The following is a 24068-nucleotide window of genomic DNA, read 5'->3' as shown; positions in this document are numbered from 1 at the left end:
CGCTCAGCCGAGCTTCTCCGACGCCAGCCGCGTGCCCTCGACCCGAGCCGCGATCTTCGCGAACGCGATGTCGCGCGAGGTCGACGTGTCGTCGGCGAACGGCGAGAACCCGCAGTCGTCGCAGGTGCCGAGCCGGTCGGCCGGCAGGTACTTCGCCGCGGTGAGCACCCGGTCGCGGACCTCCTCCGCCGTCTCCACGCGCGGGTCGATCGGGTCGGTGACGCCGACGAAGACCCGCTGGTCGGCCTGGACGTGGTCGGCGATCACCCGCAGCGCGCGCTCCGGGTCGGCTTCGCTGGCCAGCTGGACGAAGAAGCGGCCGGCCTTGAGGTCGAACAACGCCGGCAGCAGGCCCGCGTAGTCGACGTCGAGGCTGTGCACGGAATCCTGGTCGCCGCCCGGGCAGGTGTGGACGCCGATCTTCGCGCGTTCCTCGGCGGTGAACCGGTCGAGGACGGCGTTGTTGAGCTCGACGAACTGCCGCAGCAGCCCGCCGGACGGGTCGAGCTTCAGCGACAGCCGTCCCTCGGTGAAGTCGATCTGCACGCTGTCCGCGCCGGCTTCGAAGCTGCCGCGGATGTCCGCCTCGGCCTCGTTCACCAGGTCGGCGACGAACTGCTCCTGCGAATACCCCTCGATGCCGTCGGCCGGGTAGATCAGCGAGAGGGCGGACGCGGCGATCACCGCCTGCTTGACGGGCCGGTCGGTAAGCGTTTTCGCGCGCGTGAGGTACGCATCCGCGTGGGTCGCGTAGCGGAAGGGGCCCGCGGTCAGCCGCGGCAACTGCCGGGTGTGCCCGTCGGCGAAGGGGATGACGACCCCGTCCGGCGCCAGGGCTTCGAGGCCGGCCAGCGGGTAGGTCGCGAAGCTCGGCTTGCCCTGTTCGCCGTCGCTCAGCACCGGCGAGCCGGTCTCCTCGAACCGGCGGATCGTGTCCGCCAGCGCGCGGCTCTCCAGCTCGGCGAGCGCGGCCGCGTCGATCTCGCCGGCCGCGAACGCGCCGAGGCCTTCGACGAGGTAGGCGGGACGCGGGATGCTGCCGATCGGTTCGGTGGGCAGGGTCATGGAATCCTCCGCTTGCTTGAAGGTCCGGACCGGGCACGGGCACGGGCAGCAGGACGTGGCCGCCCCCAGCCGCCGGGCCGTGACCGGCCACGTTCATGCGGCAACTTAACGTGGCAGCCGCCGGTCACGGAGCGCGGATCACCCGGTCGGACCAGAGAAAAGCACGAAATCAGAAGGCGTTCGGCGGTTCGCGAGGAGGACGATTGGGTATTCGCTACGGCGATACGGCGGGTTCGGCGCCGAAGGAGTACCCCGATGCTCAGTCACCACGATCGCACCGAGCTCGAGAAGATCGAGCGCAGCCTCGAGCTCAGCGACCCCGACCTGGCCGCCGCGCTGCGCGACGGCCAGCGGCCGAAGTCGCGCGCGCTCCGCAGCGCTCTCCTGATCGCCTTCGACCTCACCGCCGTGACCCTGCTGGTCCTGGGCCTGGTGCTGCCCGACCCGGGTGTGACGCTGTGCGGGATCCTCGCCCTCACCGCCACCGTCTGGACCCACGTGGCGAGGCACCGCCTCTGACGATCTGAGGCAGACTGAGCGACGTGAAGTGGGTCCTGCACGTCGACCTCGACCAGTTCATCGCCGCGGTCGAGATCGCCCGCCACCCGGAGCTGCGCGGGAAGCCCGTCGTGGTCGGCGGCAACGGCGACCCCACCGAACGCGCGGTCGTCGCGACGGCGTCGTACGAGGCCCGCGAGTTCGGCGTCCAGTCCGGCATGCCGCTGCGGATCGCGGCCCGGCGCTGCCCGGACGCGGTCTTCCTGCCCAGTGATCCCGACGCCTACCTCGAGGTGTCGGCCCGCGTGATGGCCGCCGTGCGGGAGCTGCCGGTGGTGGTCGAGGTGCTCGGCTGGGACGAGGCGTTCGTCGGGGCGGAAACGGCCGATCCCGAGGCGCTGGCCGTCGCGATCAAGGAGGCGGTGGCGCGTGAGACGGGCCTGTCGTGCGCGGTCGGGATCGGCGACAACAAGCTGCGGGCCAAGCTCGCCACCGGGTTCGGCAAGCCGGGCGGGATCTACCGGCTGACGCAGGAGAACTGGTGGGACGTGATGGCGGCCCGCCCGACCGACGCGCTGTGGGGCATCGGCGGCAAGACGGCGAAGAAGCTCGCTTCGCTGGGCATCGGCACCGTGCTGGACCTGGCCGGCGCCGACCCGGCGGAACTGGCGGCGCGGTTCGGCCCGAAGACCGGCCCGTGGCTGCGGCTGCTCGGCGGCGGCATCAGCGACGCCGAGGTGAGCGCCACCCCGTGGGTGGCCCGCTCGCGCAGCCGCGAGACGACGTTCCAGCACGACCTGACGGACCCGGCGCAGATGGCGGCCGAGGTCTCGGCGCTGGCGAAGCGCGTCGCCCAGGACGTCCTCGACGAAGGCCGCCCAGCGGCGCGGGTGGCGGTCAAGGTGCGGTTCGTGCCGTTCCTGACCCACACGCACAGCATCACGCTCCCGGAACCGACCTCGGACGCGGCCGAGCTGGACCGGGCGGCGCAGGAGGTGCTCGGGATGTTCGAGCTGACCCGCGCGGTGCGGCTGCTGGGCGTGCGCGCCGAGTTCCCGCGCGAAGACTAGAGCCCCTCCGGCAGCGGCAACGGCCGGTCCGGGTCGAGCTGTACCCCGCCCGCCCGCAGCGTGTGGTCGAGCATTGCCCAGATCGTGCCCGTGAGCTGGGCCGTCAGCTGGGGCCGGGTGAGCGTGCCCGGGTGGTCGAGCCAGCGGGTCGTCGCCGATTCGACGTAGCCGACCAGGCCGAACGCGATCGTGTCGCCTGGGGCCGGGTCCAGGCCGAACGCCGTCAGGTAGCCCGTGAACAGCCCGCTGAGGTGGCGGGCGATGGCGCCGCGGACGTCGGGGCCGTCCGGCACCCCGCGGGCGAGGTAGCGGTGCAGGTGGGCGTGCTCGGTCAGCCAGCGCAGGTGCGTCGAGATCACCGTGGAGATCATCTCGTTCGGCGACCCCTCGGGGTGCCAGAGCGGCGCCAGGTCGGCCGTCACCAGCTCGGCCGCGCGCTGAGCGATCGCCCGCCGGAGGTCGGCCGCGTCGGAGAAGTGCCGGTACAGGCGGGTGCGGGCGACGCCGGCGCGTTCGGCGATCTGCTCGGTCGAGACGTCCGGGCCGTGCTCGGCGATGGCGGCCAGCGCGGCGTCGACGAACTCCGCGCGCCGGCGTTCCTGCTGGCCCGCCCAGCGCGTCGCCCGTCCGTCGACCTTGGTCACGGCGAAAGCCTACTCAGGACGCGCCGGGCGGTGTACGCTCGCCGAAGTAACTAGTACATCGCGTACCCCCTACTTTCCGGAGGCCGCCATGGGCGTCGAGGCCCAGGACCGGGACGTCACCGCGGCTCGCCTGCTCAAGAGCTCCGCGAAGAACTCCTACGACCCGTACGTGGACGTCGACTGGGCGGCACCGCTCGCCGAGGGCAAGGCCTACATGCCGCTCGAGCGCGTCTCCCTCTACGGCACGGACCTGTGGGCGAAACTGACGCCGGAGCAGCGGATCGAGCTGTCCAAGCACGAGATCGCCAGCATCATGAGCGTCGGCCTGTGGTTCGAGATCGTCCTGATGCAGCTGCTCGCCCGGTACGTCTTCGACCTCGACGCCCGCACCGAGCACGCGCAGTACGCGATGACCGAGATCGGCGACGAGACGCGGCACTCGGTGATGTTCGCCCGCACCGCCGAGCGGCTCGGCGTCCCGCGCTACGGCGTCCCGAAGGTCGTCCACCGCGCCGCGAAGGTGTTCGGCGCGACCGCCGCCGGGCCGTCGATGTTCGCCAGCGTGCTGGTCGCCGAGGAGACCACCGACCGGCTCCAGCGGTCGATGATGGACGACGACGGCATCCAGCCGCTGATCCGCTCGGTCAACCGCATCCACGTGGTCGAGGAGGCCCGGCACGTCCGGTTCGCTAAGGAGGAGGTGCTGCGCGAGACGCCGAAGCTGTCGAAGGCGGCGCTGCGGCGGCACCGGCTGCGGACCGCGCTGGTCGCGTTCGGCGTGATCGACAGCATGGTCGACGCGCGGATCTACCGCAGCGTCGGGATCGACCCGCGCGAAGGCCGCGCCGCGGCGCTGGCGAACCCGCACTTCCACGAGACGCGCCGCTGGATGGCCGAGAAGATCGTGCCGTTCCTGCGCGACGCGGGCCTGATCGGCGGCCGCTCGGAAGGCCTCTGGCGGCGCGCGCACCTGCTCTGAGAAACCCTTTCGCGCACGCCGTCCGGTTCGGCCAGGATGTCCCGGTGATCACGATCCGGGCCGCCCGCGCCGACGACGAATCCGCGCTCGCGAAGATCGACGAACGCACCTGGACCCCGGCCGTCTCCCCCGCCCCGGCACCGCCGCCGGGCACGCCGTTCTTCGACGACGGCACGCGGCCCGAGGACGTGCTCGTCGCCGAGCACGACGGCGTCGTCGCCGGGTACGTGCGGCTCGGCGAGGGGTTCGGCATCCCCGCCCACCGGCACGTGGTGGTGCTCGACGGCCTCGCCGTCGATCCGGACCGGCAGCGGCTCGGCATCGCCGGGCAGCTCGTCGAGGCCGCCGTGGCCGAAGCCCGCCGGCGGGGCGCCCGCAAGGTGACGCTGCGGGTCCTCGGGCCGAACACCGGCGCGCGGCGGGTCTACGAGCGCTGCGGGTTCGTCGTGGAAGGCGTGCTGCGGGGCGAATTCCACCTCGACGGCACCGATGTCGACGACGTTCTCCTGGCCCGCTCGCTCGCTTGACAGCCTCGCGGCGGCTTTGCCATCCTGGATCCGGGCCGAGAGGCGCTGCGACGGAAGCCCCTTCCGCCACGCTCGGCCCGACACACGACTCCAAGGGCGCCTCCCGCGAGGGAGGTGCCTTCTTCTTTGTCTCCGCACGCACTTCCGTGCCGCCTCCCGAGCGCATCCCGACGAACTCCGGAGTGCACCGAAGCATGAGTGACAAACTGCAGACCCGAAACGGCCTCGACTTCGCCGTGGCCGACCTGTCCCTGGCCGGCGCCGGCCGCACCCAGCTGCGGCTGGCCGAGCACGAGATGCCCGGCCTGATGGCGATCCGCCGCGAATACGCCGCCGCCCAGCCGCTGAAGGGTGCCCGGATCGCCGGGTCGCTGCACATGACCGTGCAGACCGCCGTGCTCATCGAGACCCTGGTCGCCCTCGGCGCGCAGGTGCGCTGGGTGTCCTGCAACATCTTCTCCACCCAGGACGAGGCCGCCGCCGCGGTCGTCGTCGGCCCGGAGGGCACGGTGGACGCCCCCACCGGCACGCCGGTGTTCGCGTGGAAGGGCGAGACGCTCGAAGAGTACTGGTGGTGCACCGACCAGCTCTTCGCCTTCCCCGGCGGGCAGGCCCCGAACATGATCCTCGACGACGGCGGCGACGCCACCCTGCTCGTCCACAAGGGCGTGGAGTTCGAGGCGGCCGGCGCGGTGCCGCAACCGTCCGAAGAGGACCCGGAGGAGTACCGGATCATCCTCGACACCCTCCGCGCGAGCCTCGCCGCCGACGGCGACCGGTTCACCCGGATGGCCAAGGAGATCCGCGGGGTCACCGAGGAGACGACCAACGGCGTCAAGCGGCTCTACAAGCTGGCCAAGGACGGCGAGCTGCTCTTCCCGGCGATGAACGTCAACGACTCGGTGACGAAGTCCAAGTTCGACAACAAGTACGGCATCCGGCACTCCCTTGTGGACGGCCTGAACCGGGCCACCGACGTGATGATCGGCGGCAAGCGCGTGGTCGTCTGCGGCTACGGCGACGTCGGCAAGGGCGCGGTCGAGGCGCTGCGCGGCCAGGGCGCCCGGGTCGCGGTCACCGAGATCGACCCGATCTGCGCGCTGCAGGCGGCGATGGACGGCCTGGACGTGGTCGAACTCGACGACGTGGTGGGCACCGGCGACATCTTCATCACCACCACCGGCAACTTCGGCATCATCTCGGCCGACCAGATGAGCCGCATGAAGCACAACGCCATCGTCGCCAACGTCGGGCACTTCGACAACGAGATCGACATGGCCGGGCTGGCGAAGCTGCCGGGCATCGTGAAGAAGGAGATCAAGCCGCAGGTGCACGAGTGGACGTTCCCGGACGGCCACGCGATCATCGTGCTGTCCGAGGGCCGCCTGATGAACCTCGGCAACGCGACCGGCCACCCGTCGTTCGTGATGTCGAACTCGTTCACCAACCAGGCGATCGCGCAGATCGAGCTGTTCACCAAGCCCGGCGAGTACGCCACCGACGTCCACCGGCTGCCGAAGCACCTCGACGAGAAGGTGGCCCGCCTGCACCTGGACGCGCTCGGGGTGAAGCTCACCAAGCTCACGAAGGCGCAGGCCGAGTACATCGGCGTCGACGTCGAAGGTCCGTACAAGCTCGATCACTATCGGTACTGATCCCAGATTGCTCCATTCGCCGTAGTTTGGTTTATCGGGAAACTGGCCATCCTCCCGTCGAGAGAAGCGCATCCGCCCGGACGGCACGGAGCCGGGCCGGGTCTCGTGCGAAGGAGTGTGTCAAGTGATCGTTCTCGGTGTAATTCTCCTGATCATCGGGTTCATCGTCGGTATCCCGGTGCTGTACACCATCGGCATCATTCTCGCGGTGGCCGGTGTGGCACTGGCCATCCTGGGCGGCACCGGCCGCCGGATCGGCGGGCGGGCGCACTGGTACTGATCTCGAGACTCCGCCACGGCCTGGCGCGTCAGCAGCAATGCTGGCCGCGCCAGGCCGTTCGGCCTTCTTTCACCGCCACCCCGGCGATCGCCAGCGCGACCACCGGATCGGCCCACCACCAGCCGAACAGGGCGTTGAGCAGCAACCCCGCCAGCAGCACCGCGGAAAGGTAAGTGCAGAGCAAAGTCTGCCGCGAATCCGCCACCGCGCTGGCGGAACCCAGCTCCCGCCCGGCCCGGCGCTGCGCCGCGGAGAGGGCCGGCATCACGGCCAGGGAAATGGCGGCGAGCACGATTCCGGTCCGGGAAGTTTCCGGCGCCGCGCCGGTGAAAAACGAACCGACGGCTTCCCCGGTCACGTAAATCGCGAGCGCGAAGAAGGAAATGGCGATCACCTTCAGCGCACGCCGTTCCCGCGCTTCCGGAGCATGGCCGGAGAACTGCCACGCGACCGCGACGGCGGACGCCACCTCGATCACCGAATCCAGCCCGAAGCCGATCAGCGCCCCGGACGACGCGGCGGCACCGGCGGTCAGGGCGACCGCGGCCTCGACGACGTTGTAGGTGATGGTCGCGGCCACCAGCAGCCGGACGCGGCGCACCAGGACCGCCCGGCGAGCCGGCTCTCCCACCGGCGGCGGCGCACAACAGCCGTCGGCGCAGGTTCCGACCGCCGGTTCCGGCTTCATCGCGCCGCCACCTCGTCTTCGCAGGCGTCCCGCGGTTCGACCGCCAGGACGACCTGGACGAGTTCCCGCAGCGCGCGGGCGAGGTGTTCGTCGGCGATCTCGTACCGCACCTGACGACCCTCGTAGCCGGCCACGACGAGCCCGCACCCGCGCAGGCACGACAGGTGGTTGGACACATTGGACCGACTCAGGTCCAGCTCCGCGGCCAGCCGTCCCGGGTAGGCCGGGCCATCGAGCAGCGCGGTCAGGATCCGGCACCGGGTGGGGTCGGACAGCGCGCGCCCGATCCGGGCCAGCGCCGACTCCCGCGTCTCACAGGTCACCATGCAGTGAACTGTACAGTCGGCGCTGACCTATCCACAACGGACACACCCGGAAACGAAAAGGGTCCTCCGGCTCCGAGGGGGAGGGAGAGCCGAAGGACCCCGTTAGTGTTAGCACATCGCCAAGCCGCTGTACACAGCTGCATACACGATCGTGTGACCACCTTGACGGATTCCGAACGCCGCGAAGGCCTCCCCGGCCGGCTCACCGCCGACGGGGAAGGCCTTCGCGGTTCCTGGCGGGAGGCTCAGGAAGCTCGGCGCAGCAACGACTTCCGCGGCGCGGTGGCGCAGCCGCAGCCGCCGCCGACGCCGACGCCCTGGCAGTCGACGATCAGGGCGTGGCGCACGCGGTCACCGTCCGCACAGGCCGGTTCGGTGCACTCGGCGAATCCGCCTTCCGGGTGGACGACCAGCGTGCCGTGGCAGTGGTCGATCCCGGCGTCACAGGAAGCACACTCCATGTCCGCACCGCCTTTCCGCGCTCGTGCACCCCAAGGTAGGACCGGGGAGCGCGCGGGCGCGGGAGCCGGGCGGCGTGTCGGCACAACCACCCGTCCGAGCGCACTCAGGCGGACTTGGGCGCCCGCTTCCGGGTGGCCGGCTTCTTCTTCGCCGGCTCCTCGTCCTCATCGGACGCTGCGGGAGCTTCGGATTCTTCGGACGCTGCAGCGGCCTCCGAAGAGGACTGCCGGGACTTCTTCGCGGCGTCCACACTGGCCTGCAGCGCGGCCATCAGGTCGACGACCTCGGCCTTGGCGGTGACGGCGGCGGGCTTGGTCGTCTCGTCCCCCGCGACCTTGGCCTCGATCATCTCCTCGAGGGCCTCGCGGTAGTGGTCGTGGTACTTCTCCGGCTCGAACACCGGCTCGGCCAGCGAATCGATCAGCGACCCGGCCATGGTGACCTCCTGCGGCCGGATCTGCGGCGGGTCGTCGCGCAGGAACGGGAAGTCGGGCTCGCGGACCTCGTCCGGCCACAGCATCGTGGTCATCACCAGCACGTCGGCGTGCACGCGCAGCACCGCCATGCTCTCCCGCTGCCGGACCGCGACCTTCGCGATGGCCACCTGGCTCGACTTGTGCAGCGCGTCCCGCAGCACGACGTACGGCTTCACCGCGTTCTTCTGCGGCTCCAGGTAGTAGGTCCGGTCGTACTGGATCGGGTCGATCGACTCCAGCGGCACGAACTCCAGCACGTCGATCGTGCGCTGGGTGGCCAGCGGCAGCTCGGCCATCTCGGCGTCGGTGATCACCACCATCTCGCCGTCGGGCAGCTCGTAGCCCTTGGCGATCTCGGCGTACGGCACTTCCTGGCCGTCGATCGTGCAGAACCGCTTGTACTGGATGCGGCCGCCGTCGGCTTCGTGCACCTGGCGCAGGGAGACGTTCTTGTTCTCGGTGGCCGCGTACATCTGGATCGGGATGCTGACCAGCCCGAACGACACCGAGCCCTTCCACATCGCCCGCATGCCACGCACCTCCGCTGAACCACGCTGTCGTCTTCACGCAACGTGACCACGGTAGCCGGAATCGACCCGGGGCGACAGTCTGATCTAGACCACTGCCAGGTACTTCTCCCAGAGCGCCGGGTCCATGAACCAGTGCTGGAAGTCCGCCGGGTCGGTGAATCCGTTGGCGAACCGCCGCGCGACCGCGGGGTTCTGGCCCGCGACCCCGAGGATCTGGAGCACGTGCGGGGGCGGCGGCAGGAGGAGCGCGTTGGTCCATTCGGTCACGTGCCGGGCGTACTCCCAGTAGCGCTCGAACGTCGCTTCCATCCAGGCCGCGTCGAACGGCCGGTCGCCGTGGGAGACGATCGCGTCGAGGTAGGTCGCCGCGCAGTGGCTCGCGTTGTTCGAGCCCTGCCCGGTGATCGGGTCGTTCGCCACGACGACGTCGGCCATGCCCAGCACGATCGCCCCGCCGGGCAAGGTGCCGACCGGGTGCCGGACCACCGGCGGGTAGCCGCCCGCGAGCGTCGCCTTCGAGTCGGTCAGCTCGGCGTCGCGGCAGCGCTCGTACTCCCACGGCACGAACTGCCGCATCAGGTCGAGCACGCGCCGGAAGTGCTCGTCCGGGCCCGGGTGGTCGTCGAAGCAGTCCAGCGGCCCGCCGGGCACGCCCTCGAAGAAGAGGATGTCGCAGTTCCCGCTCAGCGTGTACGCCGGGATCATGAACAGCTCCCCGACGCCGGGGACGATGTTGAACCGGACGCCCATCTTGTCCGGGTGCTCCGGCCGCCGGCCCACGCCGTGGGCGTAGACCAGCGACAGCGCGCGCATCGGCCGCGTGTACGGCGAGCGCTCGGGCACCCGGTCGAACAGCTGGACCAGCTCGCCCTTGCCGGCCGAGATGACCACCAGGTCGTAGAGCCGGGCCAGCGCGTCCAGCTCGGACGTCATCACGCCGTGGATGACGAGCTTGCCGCCGCGGTCCTCGAACAGCTCGAGCCAGCCGGCCATCTTGACCCGCTGGTCCACCGACTGCGCGGGGTGGTCGAGCTCGGCGAACCAGTCGAGCGCGCGGCCGCCGTCGGGCGCGGCCACCGAGACGCCGAGGCCTTCGACGTTGACCGTCTCGGCCTCCCACAGGTTGATCCCGAGGTCGCGTTCGTGCTGCAGGGCGTCGTGGAACATGCACTGCGTCGACATCACCCGCCCGTTCCGGATCTCCTCCGGCGTCCGCGCGGACATCACGGTGACGTCGTAGTCCTTCGCCTGCAACCCGAGGGCCAGCTGCAGGCCGGACTGCCCGGCGCCCACGACCAGGACCTTGCGCATGGAGCTCGTTCTCCTTCTCAGGCGTGCGGCGCGGCGCTGCCGGCGAGCTCGCGGCCCGCCGGGCCGGAGAGCACCGCCAGCGACAGCGTGTGGCCGACCAGTTCGGTCAGGGTGGCGATGGTGGACGCGCGGTCGCGGGCGTCGCAGGTGACCAGCGGGACGGCCGGGTCGAGCGCGAGGGCGTCGCGCACCTCGTCGAGGTCGTGCACCGGCTTGCCCTCGAACTGGTTGACCGCCACCACGAACGGCAGCTCCGAGTCGTTCTCGAAGTAGTTGATCGCCGCGAACGACTCGTCGATCCGGCTGGTGTCGACCAGCACGACCGCGCCCAGCGCGCCGCGGCTCAGGTCGTCCCAGAGGAACCAGAACCGCGCCTGCCCCGGCGTGCCGAACAGGTAGAGCAGCAGGTCCGGGCGCAACGTGATCCGCCCGAAGTCCATCGCCACCGTGGTGGTCGACTTGTTGCCCGGCGGCAGGTCGTCGACGCCTTCCCCGGCCTCGGTCATCCACGCTTCGTTGCTCATCGGCGGCACTTCCGACACCGCACCGACGAAGGTGGTCTTGCCGACACCGAAGCCCCCGGCGACGACGATCTTCGCGGAGATCGTCAGCAGATCGCCCTCAGGCGGGGAGCCGCTTGAGCCCATCAAGGATCCTCTCGAGCACGTTGGTGTCGTGGTGGTAGGCGTGCGCGGTGGGGTGGACGAACACCGCCCCCTGGGAGGCGAGGTCGCCGAGCAGCACCCGCACCACACCCAGCGGCAGGTCCAGCCCGACCGACAGCTCGGCGACCGAGCAGCGCACCCGGGCGCGTTCGTAGAGCGAACGCGACTCGGGCATCAGCGTGTCGCTCAGCGCCGGGTCGTACCGCGGCACCGAGATCAGCGTCTCCACCAGCAACTGGTGGCGCGTGCCGGTGCGGCCGCCGGTGAGCGCGTACGCGCGGATCCGGCGGTGCCGGCGGGGCAGTGTGGTGTCCTTTTCGGACACGGGCATCACATCCTCGGGCACGGGCGTCACATCCGGGGCCGGCGCGCGGTCAGCACCTGCCGCAGCTCCGCGCGCACCTCGGGGGTGAGCGCGTGGCCGGCGTTGGTGATGAACTGGGTCATCTCGTAGGCGACCACCTTCATGTCCGCCTCGCCCGAGGTCAGCACCGCGAGCCCGGCACCGGATCCGATGCCCATGAACAGGAAGTAGCCGTGGGTGAGCCGGATGATGATCTGCTCGCAGGCGCCCTTCCCGAACAGCGCGGCGCTGTTGCCCGCCAGGGAGAGCAGGCCGCTGGCGATCGCCGCGAGCTGTTCGGCTTCGGCCTCGCCGACCGAGTCCGACGCGGTGAGCGGGAAGCCGTCCACGCTCATGATCAGCGCGTGGCTGACGCCGTGCACCTTGCGCACGAAGTCGTCGAGCAGCCAGGCGAAGTTCGCCGTGGCCGAGTGGGGCGCGCTCACCGGGCGGTTCCTCCGGGCGTCTCGTCGTGCCGGGTGCGGTTCTCCGCCAGCGCGGCCTGCTCGCCGTCGGCGAACGCGCCGAGGTCGGCGAGCAGCCGCTCGTGCCCGGCCGCGTCCTCGGCGGGCGCTGGTGGGGGTGGCGGTGGTTCCGGCGCGGCCCCGCGGATGCTGCCGGGCACCCGGCGCGGCAGGCCGTTCGCCGTGATCCCGCCGACCGTGCCCTCGACCGGGCGGGGCCGCGGGCTGGGCTTGCGGGCCGTGAGCGGCTCCGGCGACTCGCGGGGGAAGGTCCCGGCGCGGCGGCGCGGCAACCCGCCGACGGTGGCCGGCTCGGGCCCGGCGCCGGTCTTGACCGGCTCGACCGTGACGGTGCGCGTCCCCGACCACGCGTGCTCGGCGAGCTCGGTGACGACGCCGGTGGGCAGCAGCACGGTGGCGACCGTGCCGTGCGGGCTGCGGCGGTCGAGCCGCACGGTGACGCCGTGGCGGGCGGCCAGGCGGGCGACCACGGCCAGGCCCATGTGCCGCGCCGAGGCGTCGTCGAGGTCGCCGCCCGCGGCCAGCCGCGCGTTGAGGTCGCCGATCCGGTCGGCGGGGATGCCGATGCCCTCGTCCTCGATCCGGACGAGCACGCTGCCCTGCTCGGTCAGGTGCGCGCTCACGTGCACCGGCGAGCTCGGCGAGGACTGGTTGGCGGCGTTGTCGAACAGCTCCGCCAGCACCCGGCCCAGGTCTTCGGCGGCGAAGCCGACGACGCCGAGGTTGACCACGCGGCCGATGGTGATCCGCGCGTAGTGGTTGATCGACGACATCGCCTCGCGCATCAGGTCGAGCACCGAGGTCGCGCGGGCGGCGTCGCCGGCGGTGTCCTGCCCGGCGAGCACGCGCAGGTTCTCGGCGTTGCGCCGCAGCCGCGTGGCGAGGTGGTCGAGCTGGTAGAGCTCGGCGAGGCGGTGGTGGTCCTCCTCCCCCGCCTCCAGCTCCTCCAGCCGCGCGAGGAGCTGGTCGAGGAGGTTGAGGTCACGCAGGGCGACGCTGGCGCAGATCTCGGCCAGCACGCCTTCGCCGGACGGCGCATCTTCGCCGGACGGCGCGGCCACCGGCTCCGGCCGGGTCAGCTCCACGAACGCCGGGCCGGCCGGCGGCGCGTACCCGGGGTGCTTCGGGGGCGCGGTGAGGAACTGCGCGGCGGCGACCCGCGAGCGGTCCAGCAGGACGCGTGATCGATCCAGGAGTTCCCGGGCCCGGCTCGCCATGTGGTCCCACTTCTTCCTTGAACGTGTGTGTTTTCTGGGAAATGCGTGTGCTGCGCCGACCCCCGGGCGGCGATGCGGGACATGCAAGCAGAAAGGTTCGTGGGATGTCCACAGCCGGTCCCCGCGCGATCGCCGTGCGTGATCATGATTTCGGAGCGTCGCCGCTGGTGAGCGCAGTGGATTAGGCCATTCGGTTCAATTTTGCAAATTGCGGGTCGCAACGGAGCGCACACGGCCGCCGAACCCGCAGTCCAGGCAGGCCCTGACCCCGAAACCGCAGGTCGTGCCCGATTCGTCCCAAACTTGCGTGCCACGCAAAAATTTGCGGGGCACGCAAGTTTTTCGCTACACTCTGCACATGCCGCCGGAAGAACCACCGAAGCTGACCCTGCGCGAGCGGAAGAAGCGCGAAGCCCGCCGGGCGCTCGCGCAGGCCGCCCTGCGGCTGACGCTCGAGCGGGGGCTGGAGAACGTCCGGGTGGAGGACATCGCCACCGAGGTGGGTGTCTCGCCCCGCACATTCAACAACTATTTCTCCAGCAAGGAGCAGGCGGTCTGCTCGGTCGTCGTCGACCGGCACGAGGGGATGCGCGAAGCCCTGCTCGCCCGGCCCGAGGGCGAGCCGCTCTGGACCTCCGTCAAGCAGGCGGTGCTGGAGCAATATTCGCGTGATGGCGAGCCGGATCGCGCGTATGTTGCGCGTATCCGGGAGCTGATGGGCCGGCTCATGCTGCGGGGCGAGTTCCTGAACGCCCACGCGGCGGTCGAGCGGGTCCTCGCCGAAACGATCGCGAAACGGGTGGGCGGTGTGGACCACCTGCTGTGCCGGCTGATGGCGTCCTCGGTGGAAAGTGCCGTCCGCGTCGCCTTCGTGAACTGGTTCACCGAAGGCGAACCGCTCCTGCCGACGCTGGAGCGGCTGCTGGACGAACTCGCCGCCGGGATGCCGACCCTGACCGGCGGCACCGAACGGAAACCCGAACCGACCACCACCACTCCACTGGGGGAATCGTTGTGCTAGTCAAGCTCCTCCGCAGCCACCTGCGCCCATACCGGGGCACGCTGTGGGTGATCGTCGCACTGCAGCTGGTGCAGACGATCGCCATGCTCTACCTGCCGACGCTGAACGCCGACATCGTCGACAACGGCCTGATCAAGGGCGACATGGGCTACATCCTGCGGGTCGGCGCCATGATGCTCGCCGTCACGCTGGCCCAGATCGTCGGCTCGATCGGTGCGGTCTACTTCGGCGCCCGCACGGCGATGGCGATCGGCCGGGACATCCGCGCCGGGGTCTTCCACCGGGTGCAGGACTTCTCGGCCCGCGAGGTCGGCCAGTTCGGCACGCCGTCGCTGATCACCCGCACCACCAACGACGTCCAGCAGGTCCAGATGCTGGTGCTGATGACGCTGACGCTGATGGTGTCCGCGCCGATCATGTGCGTCGGCGGCATCATCCTGGCGCTGAACCTCGACGTGCCGCTCTCGTCGCTGCTGCTGGTCATCGTGCCGGTGCTCGCGGTCTCGGTCGGGCTGATCATCGCGAAGATGCGGCCCGCGTTCCGGCTGATGCAGGTGCGCATCGACCGGATCAACCAGATCCTGCGCGAGCAGATCATGGGCATCCGGGTGATCCGGGCGTTCGTGCGCGACAAGCATGAACGGCAGCGCTTCGACGTCGCCAACGACGAGCTGCTCACCGTGTCGCTGCGGGTCGGGCGGCTGATGGCGCTGATGTTCCCGATCGTGATGCTGGTGATGAACGTGTCCAGCGTCGCGGTGCTGTGGTTCGGCGGCCAGCGGATCGACTCCGGCAGCATGCAGATCGGCGCCATGACGGCGTTCCTGTCCTACCTGCTGCAGATCCTGATGGCCGTCATGATGGCCACGTTCATGTTCATGATGGTGCCGCGCGCGGAGGTCAGCGCCGAGCGGATCAGCGAGGTGCTCGGCACCGAGTCGAGCGTCCGGCCGCCGGTGTCGCCGATCCGCCCGGGCGCGGTGCACGGTCACCTGGAGCTGTCCGGGGTCGAATTCCGCTACCCCGGCGCGGAAAAGCCGGTGCTGTGCGACATTTCGCTGATCGGGCGGCCGGGTGAGACCACCGCCGTGATCGGCTCGACCGGCACCGGCAAGACGACGCTGCTCAACCTGATCCCCCGGCTGATGGACGCCACCGCCGGCACGGTGAAGGTCGACGGCGTCGACGTGCGCGACCTCGACCCGGCGGTGCTCGCCCGCGCGGTCGGGCTCGTGCCGCAGAAGCCGTACCTGTTCGCCGGCACGGTGGCGAGCAACCTGCGCTACGGCAACCCGGACGCGACCGACGAAGAGCTGTGGCACGCGCTGGAAGTGGCCCAGGGCAAGGAGTTCGTCGAAGCGATGGCCGAAGGTCTCGACGCGCCGATCGCCCAGGGCGGCACGAACGTCTCGGGCGGCCAGCGCCAGCGCCTCGCGATCGCGCGGATGCTGGTGCACAAGCCGGAGATCTACCTGTTCGACGACTCGTTCTCGGCGCTCGACTACGCGACCGACGCGGCCCTGCGCCGCGCGCTGGTGTCGGAGACGAAGGACGCGACGGTGGTCATCGTCGCGCAGCGGGTGAGCACGATCCGCAACGCGGACCGGATCATCGTCCTCGACGAAGGCCGCGTCGTCGGCACCGGCACCCACCACGAACTCATGGACGGCAACGAAACCTACCGGGAGATCGTGCTGTCCCAGCTGACCGAGCAGGAGGCGGCGTGAGCACGACGGAAACGCCGAAAGCCGCCGTCACCGACGCCGGCGAACGGCCCACCGCCCAACGGCACAAGAACACCGGTGGCGCCGCCGGGCCCGGTGCCCGCTGGATGGGCGGCGGCGCGCCGGCGGAGAAGGCGCTCGACTTCAAGGGTTCCCTGAAACGGCTGCTGCAGCTGCTGCGACCGCAGCGGGTGGCGCTGATCGGTGTCCTCGTGCTCGGCGCGGCGAGCGTCACGCTGACCGTGATCGGGCCGAAGATCCTCGGCCAGGCCACCGACGCCATCCTCGCCGGCGTGCTCGGCAAGCAGGTGCCGCCGGGGGTCACGAAGGAGCAGATCGTCGCCGGCCTGCGGGCCCGCGGCGACGGCACGCTCGCCGACATCTACAGCCGGGTCGACCTCGTGCCGGGGGTCGGCATCGACTTCGACAAGGTCGGCCGGATCCTGCTGGTCGTGCTGGCGCTGTTCGTCATCTCGTCGTTCTTCGGCCTGATCCAGGCCCGGCTGACGACGACGCTGGTGCAGCAGGCGGTGTACCGGTTGCGCCAGGAGGTCGAGGACAAGTTCGCGCGCCTGCCGCTGAAGTACTTCGACCGCCAGCCGCGCGGTGAGGTGCTGTCCCGCGTCACCAACGACATCGACAACCTGGCGCAGTCGCTGCAACAGACGCTGTCGCAGATCGTGTCGTCGCTGCTGACGGTGATCGGCGTGCTGATCATGATGTTCCTGATCTCGCCGCTGCTGGCGCTGATCGCGCTGCTGACCGTGCCGCTGTCGGCGGTCGTGGCCGCGAAGGTCGGGAAACGGGCGCAGCCGAACTTCATCAAGCAGTGGTCGACGACGGGCAAGCTCAACGCCCACGTCGAGGAGATGTACACCGGGCACTCGCTGGTCAAGGTGTTCGGCCGCCGCGAGGAGTCCGCGGCGATCTTCGACAAGCAGAACGAGACGCTGTACCAGGCGAGCTTCAAGGCGCAGTTCATCTCCGGGATGATCCAGCCGGCGATGATGTTCATCGGCAACCTGAGCTACGTGCTGGTCGCGGTGATCGGCGCGCTGCGCGTCGCGTCGGGCAGCCTCACGCTGGGCGAGGTGCAGGCGTTCATCCAGTACTCGCGCCAGTTCAGCCAGCCGGTGACGCAGATCGCCAGCATGGCGAACCTGCTGCAGTCCGGGGTGGCGTCGGCCGAGCGGGTGTTCGCGCTGCTCGACGCCGAGGAGCAGGCGCCCGAGCCCGCGTCGCCGGAACGGCCGGCGGTGATCCGGGGCCGCGTGGAGTTCCAGGACGTCTCGTTCCGCTACCTGCCGGAGAAGCCGCTGATCGAGAACCTCTCGCTGTCCGTCGAGCCCGGTCAGACGGTGGCGATCGTCGGCCCGACGGGTGCGGGCAAGACGACGCTGGTCAACCTGCTGATGCGGTTCTACGAGCTGGACGGCGGGCGGATCACCCTCGACGGCGTCGACATCGCGAAGATGAACCGCGAGGAGCTGCGCGACCAGACCGGCATGGTGCTGCAGGACGCGTGGCTGTTCGGCGGCACGATCGCGGAGAACATCGCCTACGGCGCGGACGACCCGAGCCGCGAGGAGATCGTCGAAGCGGCGAAGGCGACGCACGTGGACCGGTTCGTCCGCACCTTGCCGGACGGGTACGAAACGGTGCTCGACGACGAGGGCGGCACGGTCAGCGCGGGCGAGAAGCAGCTGATCACGGTGGCCCGGGCGTTCCTGGCCAAGCCGGTGATCCTCATCCTCGACGAGGCGACCAGCTCGGTCGACACCCGCACCGAGGTGCTCATCCAGCGGGCGATGAACTCGCTGCGCACCGGCCGCACGAGCTTCGTCATCGCCCACCGCCTCTCGACGATCCGCGACGCGGACGTGATCCTGGTGATGGAGCACGGCCAGATCGTCGAGCAGGGCGACCACGAAACACTGCTGCACAGCGGCGGCGCGTACGCGCGGCTGTACGCGGCCCAGTTCGCCGAAGCGATGGCGGAGACGGACTGAGTGCGGATGGCTCATCCCCGGCGTCCGGCGCCGGGGGTGAGCCATCGGCGACTGGTCACCGCTGCCGCCAGGCGGTGACGTCGGGGACCGGGGCGGTTCGACGCGCCCTGCGCCGGCCGGGCCCGCGACCACCGGAGCCCCGCCCACCCCGGTACCCTGGAAGCCTTCGAGCGGAAGGGGTACTGGGGCGGCCATGGCCGACAAACTCGAGGAATACCGCCGCAAGCGCGCCCGCGAGCGCACTCCCGAACCGTGGCCCGAAGGCTCGCCCGTTGCCGGTGGGAACGACTTGTTCGTCATCCAGGAGCACCACGCCTCGCGGCTGCACTGGGACTTCCGGCTGGAGCGCGACGGCGTGCTCGTGTCGTGGGCGGTGCCGAAGGGTCTTCCCCGCTCCCCCGGCGTCACGCGCCTGGCCGTGCACACCGAAGACCACCCCATGGAGTACCTCGACTTCGAAGGCGAGATCCCGGCCGGCGAGTACGGGGGCGGGTGGATGGCCATCTGGGACACCGGCCGCTACGAAACGCTGCACTGGAACGACCACAAGGTCGAGGTCGTCTTCCACGGCGGGAAGGCGAACGGCAAGTACCTGTTCCTCAACCGGCACAACCCCGAGGACGAAGGCGACTGGACCCTGCGCCGCCTCGATCCGGCCGAAGACGGGCACGAGGACTCCCCCGAATTCCTCGAACCCATGGCCGCCGTGCCGGGCGAGCTGCCGGCCGAAGACGACGACTGGGCCTACGAGTTCGACTGGGGTGGCGCCCGGACGATGCTGTGCGTGTCCGGCGGCCGCATCGCCGCGCACGACGAGACCGGTGCCGACGTCATCGGGCGCTGGCCCGAGCTGCACAAGCTCGGCGAAACCCTCGGCTCGACGGAGGTGCTGCTCGACGGCGAGATGGTCGTGGTCCGCGACGGCCGGCCGGATCCCGCGGGGCTCGCCCGCCGCAGCCGGGCCGACGGGGCCGACGCCAAGCGGATGGCCAAGCACTGCCCCGCCTTCTTCTTCGCCTACGACCTGCTGCACTACGACGGCCGGGCGACGCTGGAGCTGCCCTATCTCGAACGGCGGGACATGCTCGCCGATCTCGGTCTGTCCGGCGGGGCCTGGCAGGTGCCGCGGTACTTCCGCGGCGGCGGCGAAGCCGTGCTGGCGGCCGCGCGCGAACACGGCCTCGGCGGGATCTACGCGAAACGTGCCGGCGGCGACTACCGGCCCGGCAAGGCCGACGGCGACTGGCTCCGGATCACCACGTGAAGACGGCCTCCCCGGCGGAATCCGGGGAGGCCGTCCGTGTCCGGAACTCAGTGCGTCCGCTGCTCCGGCACCACCTGGACCGGGCTGCTCTGCTTGCGCAGCAGCGCCACGGCCAGCACGAGGCCCACGGCCGCGAAGATCACGCACGCCACGAAGCCCTGCGTGAAGCCCTCCAGGATCGCCGCCGGGTTCGTGGCCGCCTGCGCCATGTGCGCGGCGATCACCGTGGAGACGATCGCGACGCCGATCGCGCCGCCGATCTGGAAGGCCGCCGTGTTGAAGCCGGACGCGATGCCCGCGTCGCGCTTGGCGATGCCGTTCAGGGCCGCCGCCGCGAGGGCGACCGGGCCGCCGCCGAGGCCCAGGCCGAACAGGAGCAGGGCCGGGAAGACGTCGGCCCAGTAGCTGCCGGTCGGCGAGATCCCGGTCAGCAGGTAGGAACCGATGCCGAGCAGCACCACGGCGGCGACCGAGACGATGCGGATGCCGATGCGGTTGAGCAGGGCCTGCGCGAGGTAGGCACCGGCCACCGCCGCGATCGGCATCGCCGACTGGCTGAGGCCGAACTCGAGCGCGGTGTAGTGCAGCACGCCCAGCGAGAACTGGGAGATCGCCATCGACATGCCGAACGCGAGCGCCGCGACGATCGCCGTCACGACGTTGCCGCCGACCAGCGCCGGCGACCGGAACAGCCGCAGCGGCACCAGCGGCGCCGCCGACCGCTTCTCGATCACCAGCGTCAGCGCGACCAGCACCAGGAAGACCACGCCCAGGCCGAGCGTGTGGAAGCTGACCCAGCCCTTCGCGGGCGCCTCGACCAGGATGTAGACCAGCAGGCCCAGCGCGGCTGTGCTGACGACCGCGCCGGCGAGGTCGAACGTCCGCTGCTTGCCCGCGTCCTTGCTCTCCCGCAGCAGCACCGGGCTCAGCACCAGCATGAGCAGCGCGACCGGGACGTTGACGAAGAAGATGGACTGCCAGCCCAGCCAGTCGATGAGCGTGCCGCCGAGCAGCAGGCCGACGGTCGCGCCGATGGAGGCGATCCCGGACCACGCGGCGAACGCCTTGTTGCGCTCGCGGCCTTCGGGAAAGGTGTTGGTCAGGATGGACAACGCGGTCGGCGCCATCAGCGCGGCCGAGACGCCGTGCAGGGCCCGGGCCACCAGCAGGACCTCGGCGTTCCAGGCGAACCCGGACAGCAGGGACACCAGCAGGAACAACGCGGTGCCGGCGATGAACACCTTCCGCCGGCCGAGCAGGTCGGCCGCGCGGCCGCCCAGCAGCAGCAACCCGCCGAAGGTGAGCAGGTTGGCCGAGAGGGCCCACTGCGCCGCGACGGGCGAGAGCTTGAGGTCCGCCGAGATCGACGGCAGGCCCATGATGACGATCTGCGCGTCGAGGATCACCATGAAGTTGGCCGTGCAGAGCAGGATGAGGGCTTTCCAGCGGCGCGAGTCGAGACCCGACGCCACCGATGCGGGCGCTGCCTGGGCGACGTTCACTGCACTCTCCTTCGAGCGGAGAGGGCATTTTCTCCGCGGTCCGTAGGCGTGCGTCGACCGTACGGATCCGGCGGTCCGCGCCCTTCCTCCCGATTGCACAGCGGTTTCTCCCCGCGTGCGAACTCCGCGCGGGCACGTCCCTTCGAAGCGGGCTCAGTTCTTCCGGGCGAGCACCGCGATCCCGGCCACCACGACCACCAGTCCGGCCACGACGTTGCCGACCAGGGCGCCCGCCGACGGCGGGGTCTCCCCGCTGTGCCGGAGCAGCCACGGCGAACCGGCGGCCCACGCGCCGAGGACCGGGATGACCCAGCCGATCAGCGCGAGCCTGCGGGTGGCCGTGCGGGCGATCGCCAGCGCGATCAGGACCAGGCCGACCAGGGTGTCGCTCAGCGCCAGCACGCCCGCGCCGCCGAAGCCGGTCAGCCACGGGGCCAGGACCAGGTAGAGCCCGGCGAGCAGGACCACTCCGGCGGCCGCGCCGAGCACCGCCGTGCGGTGCCGGGGCGCCCGGGTTCGGGGGGATGTCATCTCCTCACCTCCACCCGGAGAGGTACCCGCTCGTCGCAGCCGGTAACCGGGGCCTGCCCGCGGCAGGCCCCGGTCCGGTCAGCAGCCGCAGGTGTAGTACGTGATGTCCCAGTGGTTGCCCTCGTCGCAGTAGAGGTTGCCGGAGGCCGCCTTCCACTGCGGGTAGCCGTCGCCGCGCAGGCCGGCGTAGCCGAAGCTGTTCTTGATGTAGGCGTCGATGCAGCTGTTGTGCGAGATGTCCACCTTGTAGCCGTTCCAGTGGCTGTAGGTGCCGGACGCGTGCCCGGTCTCGGTGCCCCCGGTGATGTTGACGGCGCAGCCGCTGGCCCGCTTCAGCGTGATGACCCCGCTGACCGTGCTCTGGTTGATCTGCTCGTACGACGTGCACGTCGAGTTGTTGCGGTTGGTGCAGCCGCCGCTCGACGAGTGCGTGACACCGGCGGCGGACAGCTGCGACGCGGCCTGCGCCTGGGTGAGCTTGGTGACCTGCTCGGTCGCCTGGGCGGTGCCGATGGTGGCGAACACCGCCGTCGCGGCGGACGCGGCCAGCCCCAGTGCCACCCGCGCCAGCATCCGTTGTCCCGGCATGACCTGTCTCCCTACCGTGCGATGATCCGGACGGGGGTGAGCCAAATCGGGCCGGCCATAACTTCGCCAAACTCCCGGTGCCGCGCGCCGGGCCGGGACGCCGTCAGGTCCTGATCTTCGCCAAGACTTCACGAGTCCGGTCGCGATCCGGGGAAGTGCTGGTGACGGCGGTGATTTCGTGCAGCGCCCGCAGCTCCCACAGCGGGAACCCGAGCTCCCGGAACAGCCCGGCCGAGGAGCGCAGCAACCGTTCCGCTTCGCCGCTGTCGCCGGCTTCGGCGTGCGTCCGTCCGAGGCTGAGCAGCGCATACCCGGCGCCGCGGCGGTCGCGCAGTTCCCGGAAGACGTCCAGCGCGAGCAGCAGGTGCCGGCGCGCGCCCGCCGGATCGCCCGCGCGCCGGCGGGCCTCGGCGAGGCTGCGGTGGGTGTAGGCGGCGGCGTGCCGGTGCCCGATCTGCTCGAACAGCGCCAGCGAGCGCGTCAGGAACCGCTGTCCGTCGGCGACTTCCCCGGCGTCGGTGTGCAGGTCGCCGAGGCTGCGCAGGACGTGGGCCTCCCAGTGCCGCTCGCGGGTGCGGACGGCGCCGCCGAGCGCACCGGTGAGCAGGTCGGCCGCCTGATCCCGGCCGCCGTGGCGGCGCAGGACGTCGGCGTAGCGCTTGGCGGCGTGGTCGTGCCCGCGCCCGTCGTCGCACTCCCGGGCGAGCAGCATGCTCACCTCGAAGCTCTCGACCGCGCGCCGGACGTCCCCGACGTCCTCGGCCAGGGAACCCAGCTGCGCGGCCGCCGCCGCCTGCCCGCGGCGGTCCCCGCACTCGCGCAGCAGCCCCAGCGCCTCCCGCAGCTCGGCCTCGGCGGCCCGCGGGTCACCGCCGTCGAGGTGGACGTCGGCGAGCGCGGCCAGCACCACGCCGGTGCCGTGCGGGTCGTCGAGGGCGCGGTAGCGCTGCTCGGCCATGACGAAGTAGGCCTGGGCCCGGTGCCAGTGGCCGTGCTGCCAGTGCACCGCGCCGAGGTTGTGGAGCTTTTCGGCCTCCGCGCGCGGGTCGCGGCGGCGGCGGGCCGCGGCCAGGCCGAGCACCGAGACCGCGCGGGCGGCGTGGCCGAGCCACGGGGTGCCGGCCAGCGCGGTGCAGGCGTCGGCGAGCCGTTCGGTCAGCTCGGGCGGGCCGTGCGCGCCCGCCAGCCGGACGGCGGCGGCGAGCAGGCCGGTCTCCTCGGCCGCCCAGGCCGCCGGGTCGGCCGCGATCCGCCGGGCGATCACCGGGTCCGGCTTCGGCAGCCCGGGTGCTCGACGGCCACGCGCGTGTTCGGCGTGCGCCAGCGCGGCTTCGCACGCCTGGCGCAGCGCGGTTTCGTCGGCCGGGGTCTCGGCCAGTACCAGCCGCACGAACGGGGGCACCGCCCACCGCGGCCCGGCCGGTTCCAGCAGGTGCGTGGCGGCCAGGTCGTCGAGGCGGTCGCGGGTTTCGCCGAGCGGCCGGTCGAGCAGCGCCGCGGCGCACCAGTCCGGGACGGCGACGCCGAAGGCGGCGAGCAGCCGCAGCAGCGACACCTCGGCGGCGGGCCGTTCGCGCAGCGCCGACGTCACCGCGGCGCGGACGCCGAGGTCGCCGGCGGTCAGCTCGTCGAGCCGGCGGCGGTCGTCGGAGAGCCGCGCGGCGAGGTCGCCGACGCACTGGTTCGGCCGCGTCGCGAGCTTGACGCCGGCGATCCGGACGGCGAGGGCGAGCCCGGCGCAGTGGCCGAGAACCCGTTGTGCCGCTTCGGGTTCCGCCCGGAGACGGTCCTCCCCCGCGATCGCCGCCAGCAGCGCCCAGGCGTCCTCTGTGGACAGTGGTGGGACCGGGATCGCCCGTGCCCCGCACAGTCCCGGCAGTTCGCGGCGGGTGGTGACCAGCGTGGCGCAGCCGGGCCCGCTCGGCAGCAGGGCGCGCACCTGGGCCTCCGACACGGCGTCCTCGAACAGCACGAGCAGCCGGCGGTCGGCGGTGTAGCCGCGCCACAGCCCGGCCAGCCCGCCGCGGTCGGCGAGTTCGGCCGGGGTCGCGCCGAGCCGGCGCAGGAAGCCCGTCAGGACGGCCGCCGGTTCCGCCGGAGTCCCGTCCGGGGCGCGCAGTGACGCGGTCAGCTGGCCGTCGGGGAACCGGCGGCGGGCCCGCCAGGCGGCCTGGACCGCCAGCGCGGACTTGCCCGCCCCGGCGGCGC

The 24068-nt window shown here is 71.3% G+C and carries 25 protein-coding genes and 1 riboswitch; of the genes, 10 read left to right on the top strand and 15 right to left on the bottom strand.

Translation table 11 applies throughout. From position 1 onward, the window contains the following. Positions 1 to 3: 3 nt before the first annotated feature. A complete protein-coding gene (locus tag ACWEVN_RS05415) occupies positions 4 to 1065 on the bottom strand; it encodes a cobalamin-independent methionine synthase II family protein (protein WP_449680988.1) in 1062 nt (353 codons plus the stop codon). Between the two features lie 255 nt (positions 1066 to 1320). Between ACWEVN_RS05415 and ACWEVN_RS05410 the strand changes: the two genes are divergently transcribed. Both ACWEVN_RS05410 and ACWEVN_RS05405 read left to right on the top strand, forming a co-directional pair. Then, positions 1321 to 1584, top strand: a complete 264-nt coding sequence (locus ACWEVN_RS05410; RefSeq protein ID WP_452050383.1) for a DUF3040 domain-containing protein — start codon at positions 1321 to 1323, stop codon at positions 1582 to 1584. Positions 1585 to 1607: 23 nt separating this feature from the next. Further along, positions 1608 to 2633, top strand: coding sequence for a DNA polymerase IV (locus tag ACWEVN_RS05405; RefSeq protein ID WP_452050382.1), 1026 nt, complete (start codon positions 1608 to 1610; stop codon positions 2631 to 2633). Here ACWEVN_RS05405 and ACWEVN_RS05400 read toward each other — a convergent pair. Further along, positions 2630 to 3277: a TetR/AcrR family transcriptional regulator gene (locus ACWEVN_RS05400; RefSeq protein WP_310970490.1), complete on the bottom strand. Its 648-nt coding sequence runs from the start codon at positions 3275 to 3277 to the stop codon at positions 2630 to 2632. The two genes, ACWEVN_RS05405 and ACWEVN_RS05400, sit on opposite strands and share 4 nt — an antisense overlap. An 88-nt stretch (positions 3278 to 3365) precedes the next feature. Here ACWEVN_RS05400 and ACWEVN_RS05395 point away from each other — a divergent pair, with 88 nt between their 5' ends. The 4 genes from ACWEVN_RS05395 (at position 3366) to ACWEVN_RS05380 (ending at position 6718) form a co-directional block, all read left to right on the top strand. Beyond that, positions 3366 to 4256, top strand: a complete 891-nt coding sequence (locus ACWEVN_RS05395) for an AurF N-oxygenase family protein (protein WP_452050381.1) — start codon at positions 3366 to 3368, stop codon at positions 4254 to 4256. A gap of 44 nt (positions 4257 to 4300) precedes the next feature. After that, positions 4301 to 4783: an N-acetyltransferase family protein gene (locus ACWEVN_RS05390; RefSeq protein WP_452050380.1), complete on the top strand. Its 483-nt coding sequence runs from the start codon at positions 4301 to 4303 to the stop codon at positions 4781 to 4783. 31 nt (positions 4784 to 4814) lie between these two features. Beyond that, positions 4815 to 4892: riboswitch (S-adenosyl-L-homocysteine riboswitch) on the top strand. An 85-nt stretch (positions 4893 to 4977) separates the two neighbouring features. Further along, on the top strand, positions 4978 to 6438 hold the full coding sequence (gene ahcY / locus ACWEVN_RS05385; protein ID WP_452050379.1) for an adenosylhomocysteinase: 1461 nt from the start codon (positions 4978 to 4980) through the stop codon (positions 6436 to 6438). A 124-nt stretch (positions 6439 to 6562) separates the two neighbouring features. Further along, on the top strand, positions 6563 to 6718 hold the full coding sequence (locus ACWEVN_RS05380) for a hypothetical protein (protein ID WP_086678182.1): 156 nt from the start codon (positions 6563 to 6565) through the stop codon (positions 6716 to 6718). Positions 6719 to 6746: 28 nt separating this feature from the next. On the opposite strand, the gene ACWEVN_RS05375 is transcribed toward ACWEVN_RS05380, so the two are convergent. The 9 genes from ACWEVN_RS05375 to ACWEVN_RS05335 all read right to left on the bottom strand — a co-directional run bounded on the left by ACWEVN_RS05375 (position 6747) and on the right by ACWEVN_RS05335 (position 13221). Then, positions 6747 to 7406, bottom strand: a complete 660-nt coding sequence (locus ACWEVN_RS05375) for a cation transporter (protein WP_452050378.1) — start codon at positions 7404 to 7406, stop codon at positions 6747 to 6749. Next, positions 7403 to 7732 (bottom strand): Cd(II)/Pb(II)-sensing metalloregulatory transcriptional regulator CmtR, encoded by a 330-nt coding sequence (cmtR, locus tag ACWEVN_RS05370; RefSeq protein ID WP_452050377.1) that lies wholly within the window; start codon positions 7730 to 7732, stop codon positions 7403 to 7405. The genes ACWEVN_RS05375 and cmtR overlap by 4 nt, the downstream gene beginning before the upstream one ends. Before the next feature lie 245 nt (positions 7733 to 7977). Next, complete coding sequence (locus tag ACWEVN_RS05365; RefSeq protein WP_452050376.1) at positions 7978 to 8193, bottom strand: hypothetical protein; 216 nt, start codon at positions 8191 to 8193, stop codon at positions 7978 to 7980. 104 nt (positions 8194 to 8297) lie between these two features. Further along, positions 8298 to 9200, bottom strand: coding sequence for a non-homologous end joining protein Ku (gene ku, locus ACWEVN_RS05360; RefSeq protein ID WP_452050375.1), 903 nt, complete (start codon positions 9198 to 9200; stop codon positions 8298 to 8300). An 84-nt stretch (positions 9201 to 9284) separates the two neighbouring features. Continuing rightward, a complete protein-coding gene (locus tag ACWEVN_RS05355) occupies positions 9285 to 10511 on the bottom strand; it encodes a styrene monooxygenase/indole monooxygenase family protein (protein WP_452050374.1) in 1227 nt (408 codons plus the stop codon). 17 nt (positions 10512 to 10528) lie between these two features. After that, positions 10529 to 11158, bottom strand: coding sequence for a GTP-binding protein (locus ACWEVN_RS05350; protein ID WP_449680977.1), 630 nt, complete (start codon positions 11156 to 11158; stop codon positions 10529 to 10531). Beyond that, positions 11133 to 11507 carry a DUF742 domain-containing protein gene (locus tag ACWEVN_RS05345; protein ID WP_449680976.1) on the bottom strand — a complete coding sequence of 125 codons (375 nt, stop codon included), beginning with the start codon at positions 11505 to 11507 and terminating at the stop codon, positions 11133 to 11135. Before ACWEVN_RS05345 ends, ACWEVN_RS05350 begins: the two co-directional genes overlap by 26 nt. A 20-nt stretch (positions 11508 to 11527) precedes the next feature. Further along, positions 11528 to 11965: a roadblock/LC7 domain-containing protein gene (locus ACWEVN_RS05340; protein WP_103341531.1), complete on the bottom strand. Its 438-nt coding sequence runs from the start codon at positions 11963 to 11965 to the stop codon at positions 11528 to 11530. Next, entirely contained in the window at positions 11962 to 13221 is a 1260-nt protein-coding gene (locus tag ACWEVN_RS05335; protein WP_449680975.1) for a sensor histidine kinase, read from the bottom strand. Before ACWEVN_RS05335 ends, ACWEVN_RS05340 begins: the two co-directional genes overlap by 4 nt. Positions 13222 to 13579: 358 nt before the next feature. Here ACWEVN_RS05335 and ACWEVN_RS05330 point away from each other — a divergent pair, with 358 nt between their 5' ends. The 4 genes from ACWEVN_RS05330 (at position 13580) to ACWEVN_RS05315 (ending at position 19239) form a co-directional block, all read left to right on the top strand. Further along, positions 13580 to 14242 (top strand): TetR/AcrR family transcriptional regulator, encoded by a 663-nt coding sequence (locus ACWEVN_RS05330; protein ID WP_449680974.1) that lies wholly within the window; start codon positions 13580 to 13582, stop codon positions 14240 to 14242. Beyond that, the gene (locus tag ACWEVN_RS05325; RefSeq protein WP_452050373.1) at positions 14236 to 15969 is read left to right on the top strand and encodes an ABC transporter ATP-binding protein; all 1734 of its coding nucleotides are present in this window, start codon (positions 14236 to 14238) and stop codon (positions 15967 to 15969) included. The genes ACWEVN_RS05330 and ACWEVN_RS05325 overlap by 7 nt, the downstream gene beginning before the upstream one ends. Next, positions 15966 to 17975 (top strand): ABC transporter ATP-binding protein, encoded by a 2010-nt coding sequence (locus ACWEVN_RS05320; protein ID WP_452050372.1) that lies wholly within the window; start codon positions 15966 to 15968, stop codon positions 17973 to 17975. Before ACWEVN_RS05325 ends, ACWEVN_RS05320 begins: the two co-directional genes overlap by 4 nt. 193 nt (positions 17976 to 18168) lie before the next feature. Then, the gene (locus ACWEVN_RS05315; RefSeq protein WP_449680971.1) at positions 18169 to 19239 is read left to right on the top strand and encodes a DNA polymerase ligase N-terminal domain-containing protein; all 1071 of its coding nucleotides are present in this window, start codon (positions 18169 to 18171) and stop codon (positions 19237 to 19239) included. Between the two features lie 47 nt (positions 19240 to 19286). Here ACWEVN_RS05315 and ACWEVN_RS05310 read toward each other — a convergent pair whose 3' ends face one another. The 4 genes from ACWEVN_RS05310 to ACWEVN_RS05295 form a co-directional block, all read right to left on the bottom strand. Further along, complete coding sequence (locus ACWEVN_RS05310; RefSeq protein WP_452050371.1) at positions 19287 to 20741, bottom strand: MFS transporter; 1455 nt, start codon at positions 20739 to 20741, stop codon at positions 19287 to 19289. 153 nt (positions 20742 to 20894) lie between these two features. Beyond that, positions 20895 to 21272: an SPW repeat protein gene (locus ACWEVN_RS05305; RefSeq protein ID WP_449680969.1), complete on the bottom strand. Its 378-nt coding sequence runs from the start codon at positions 21270 to 21272 to the stop codon at positions 20895 to 20897. Positions 21273 to 21350: 78 nt separating this feature from the next. After that, positions 21351 to 21860 carry a hypothetical protein gene (locus ACWEVN_RS05300; RefSeq protein WP_449680968.1) on the bottom strand — a complete coding sequence of 170 codons (510 nt, stop codon included), beginning with the start codon at positions 21858 to 21860 and terminating at the stop codon, positions 21351 to 21353. Positions 21861 to 21963: 103 nt separating this feature from the next. Continuing rightward, on the bottom strand, positions 21964 to 24068 hold a 2105-nt coding region (locus tag ACWEVN_RS05295; RefSeq protein WP_452050370.1), incomplete at its 5' end, for a tetratricopeptide repeat protein.

The sequence above is a fragment of the Amycolatopsis sp. NPDC003861 genome (assembly GCF_053605405.1).
Note: the sequence above shows the minus strand (reverse complement) of the source record. Positions and strands in the feature narration are given on the sequence as shown.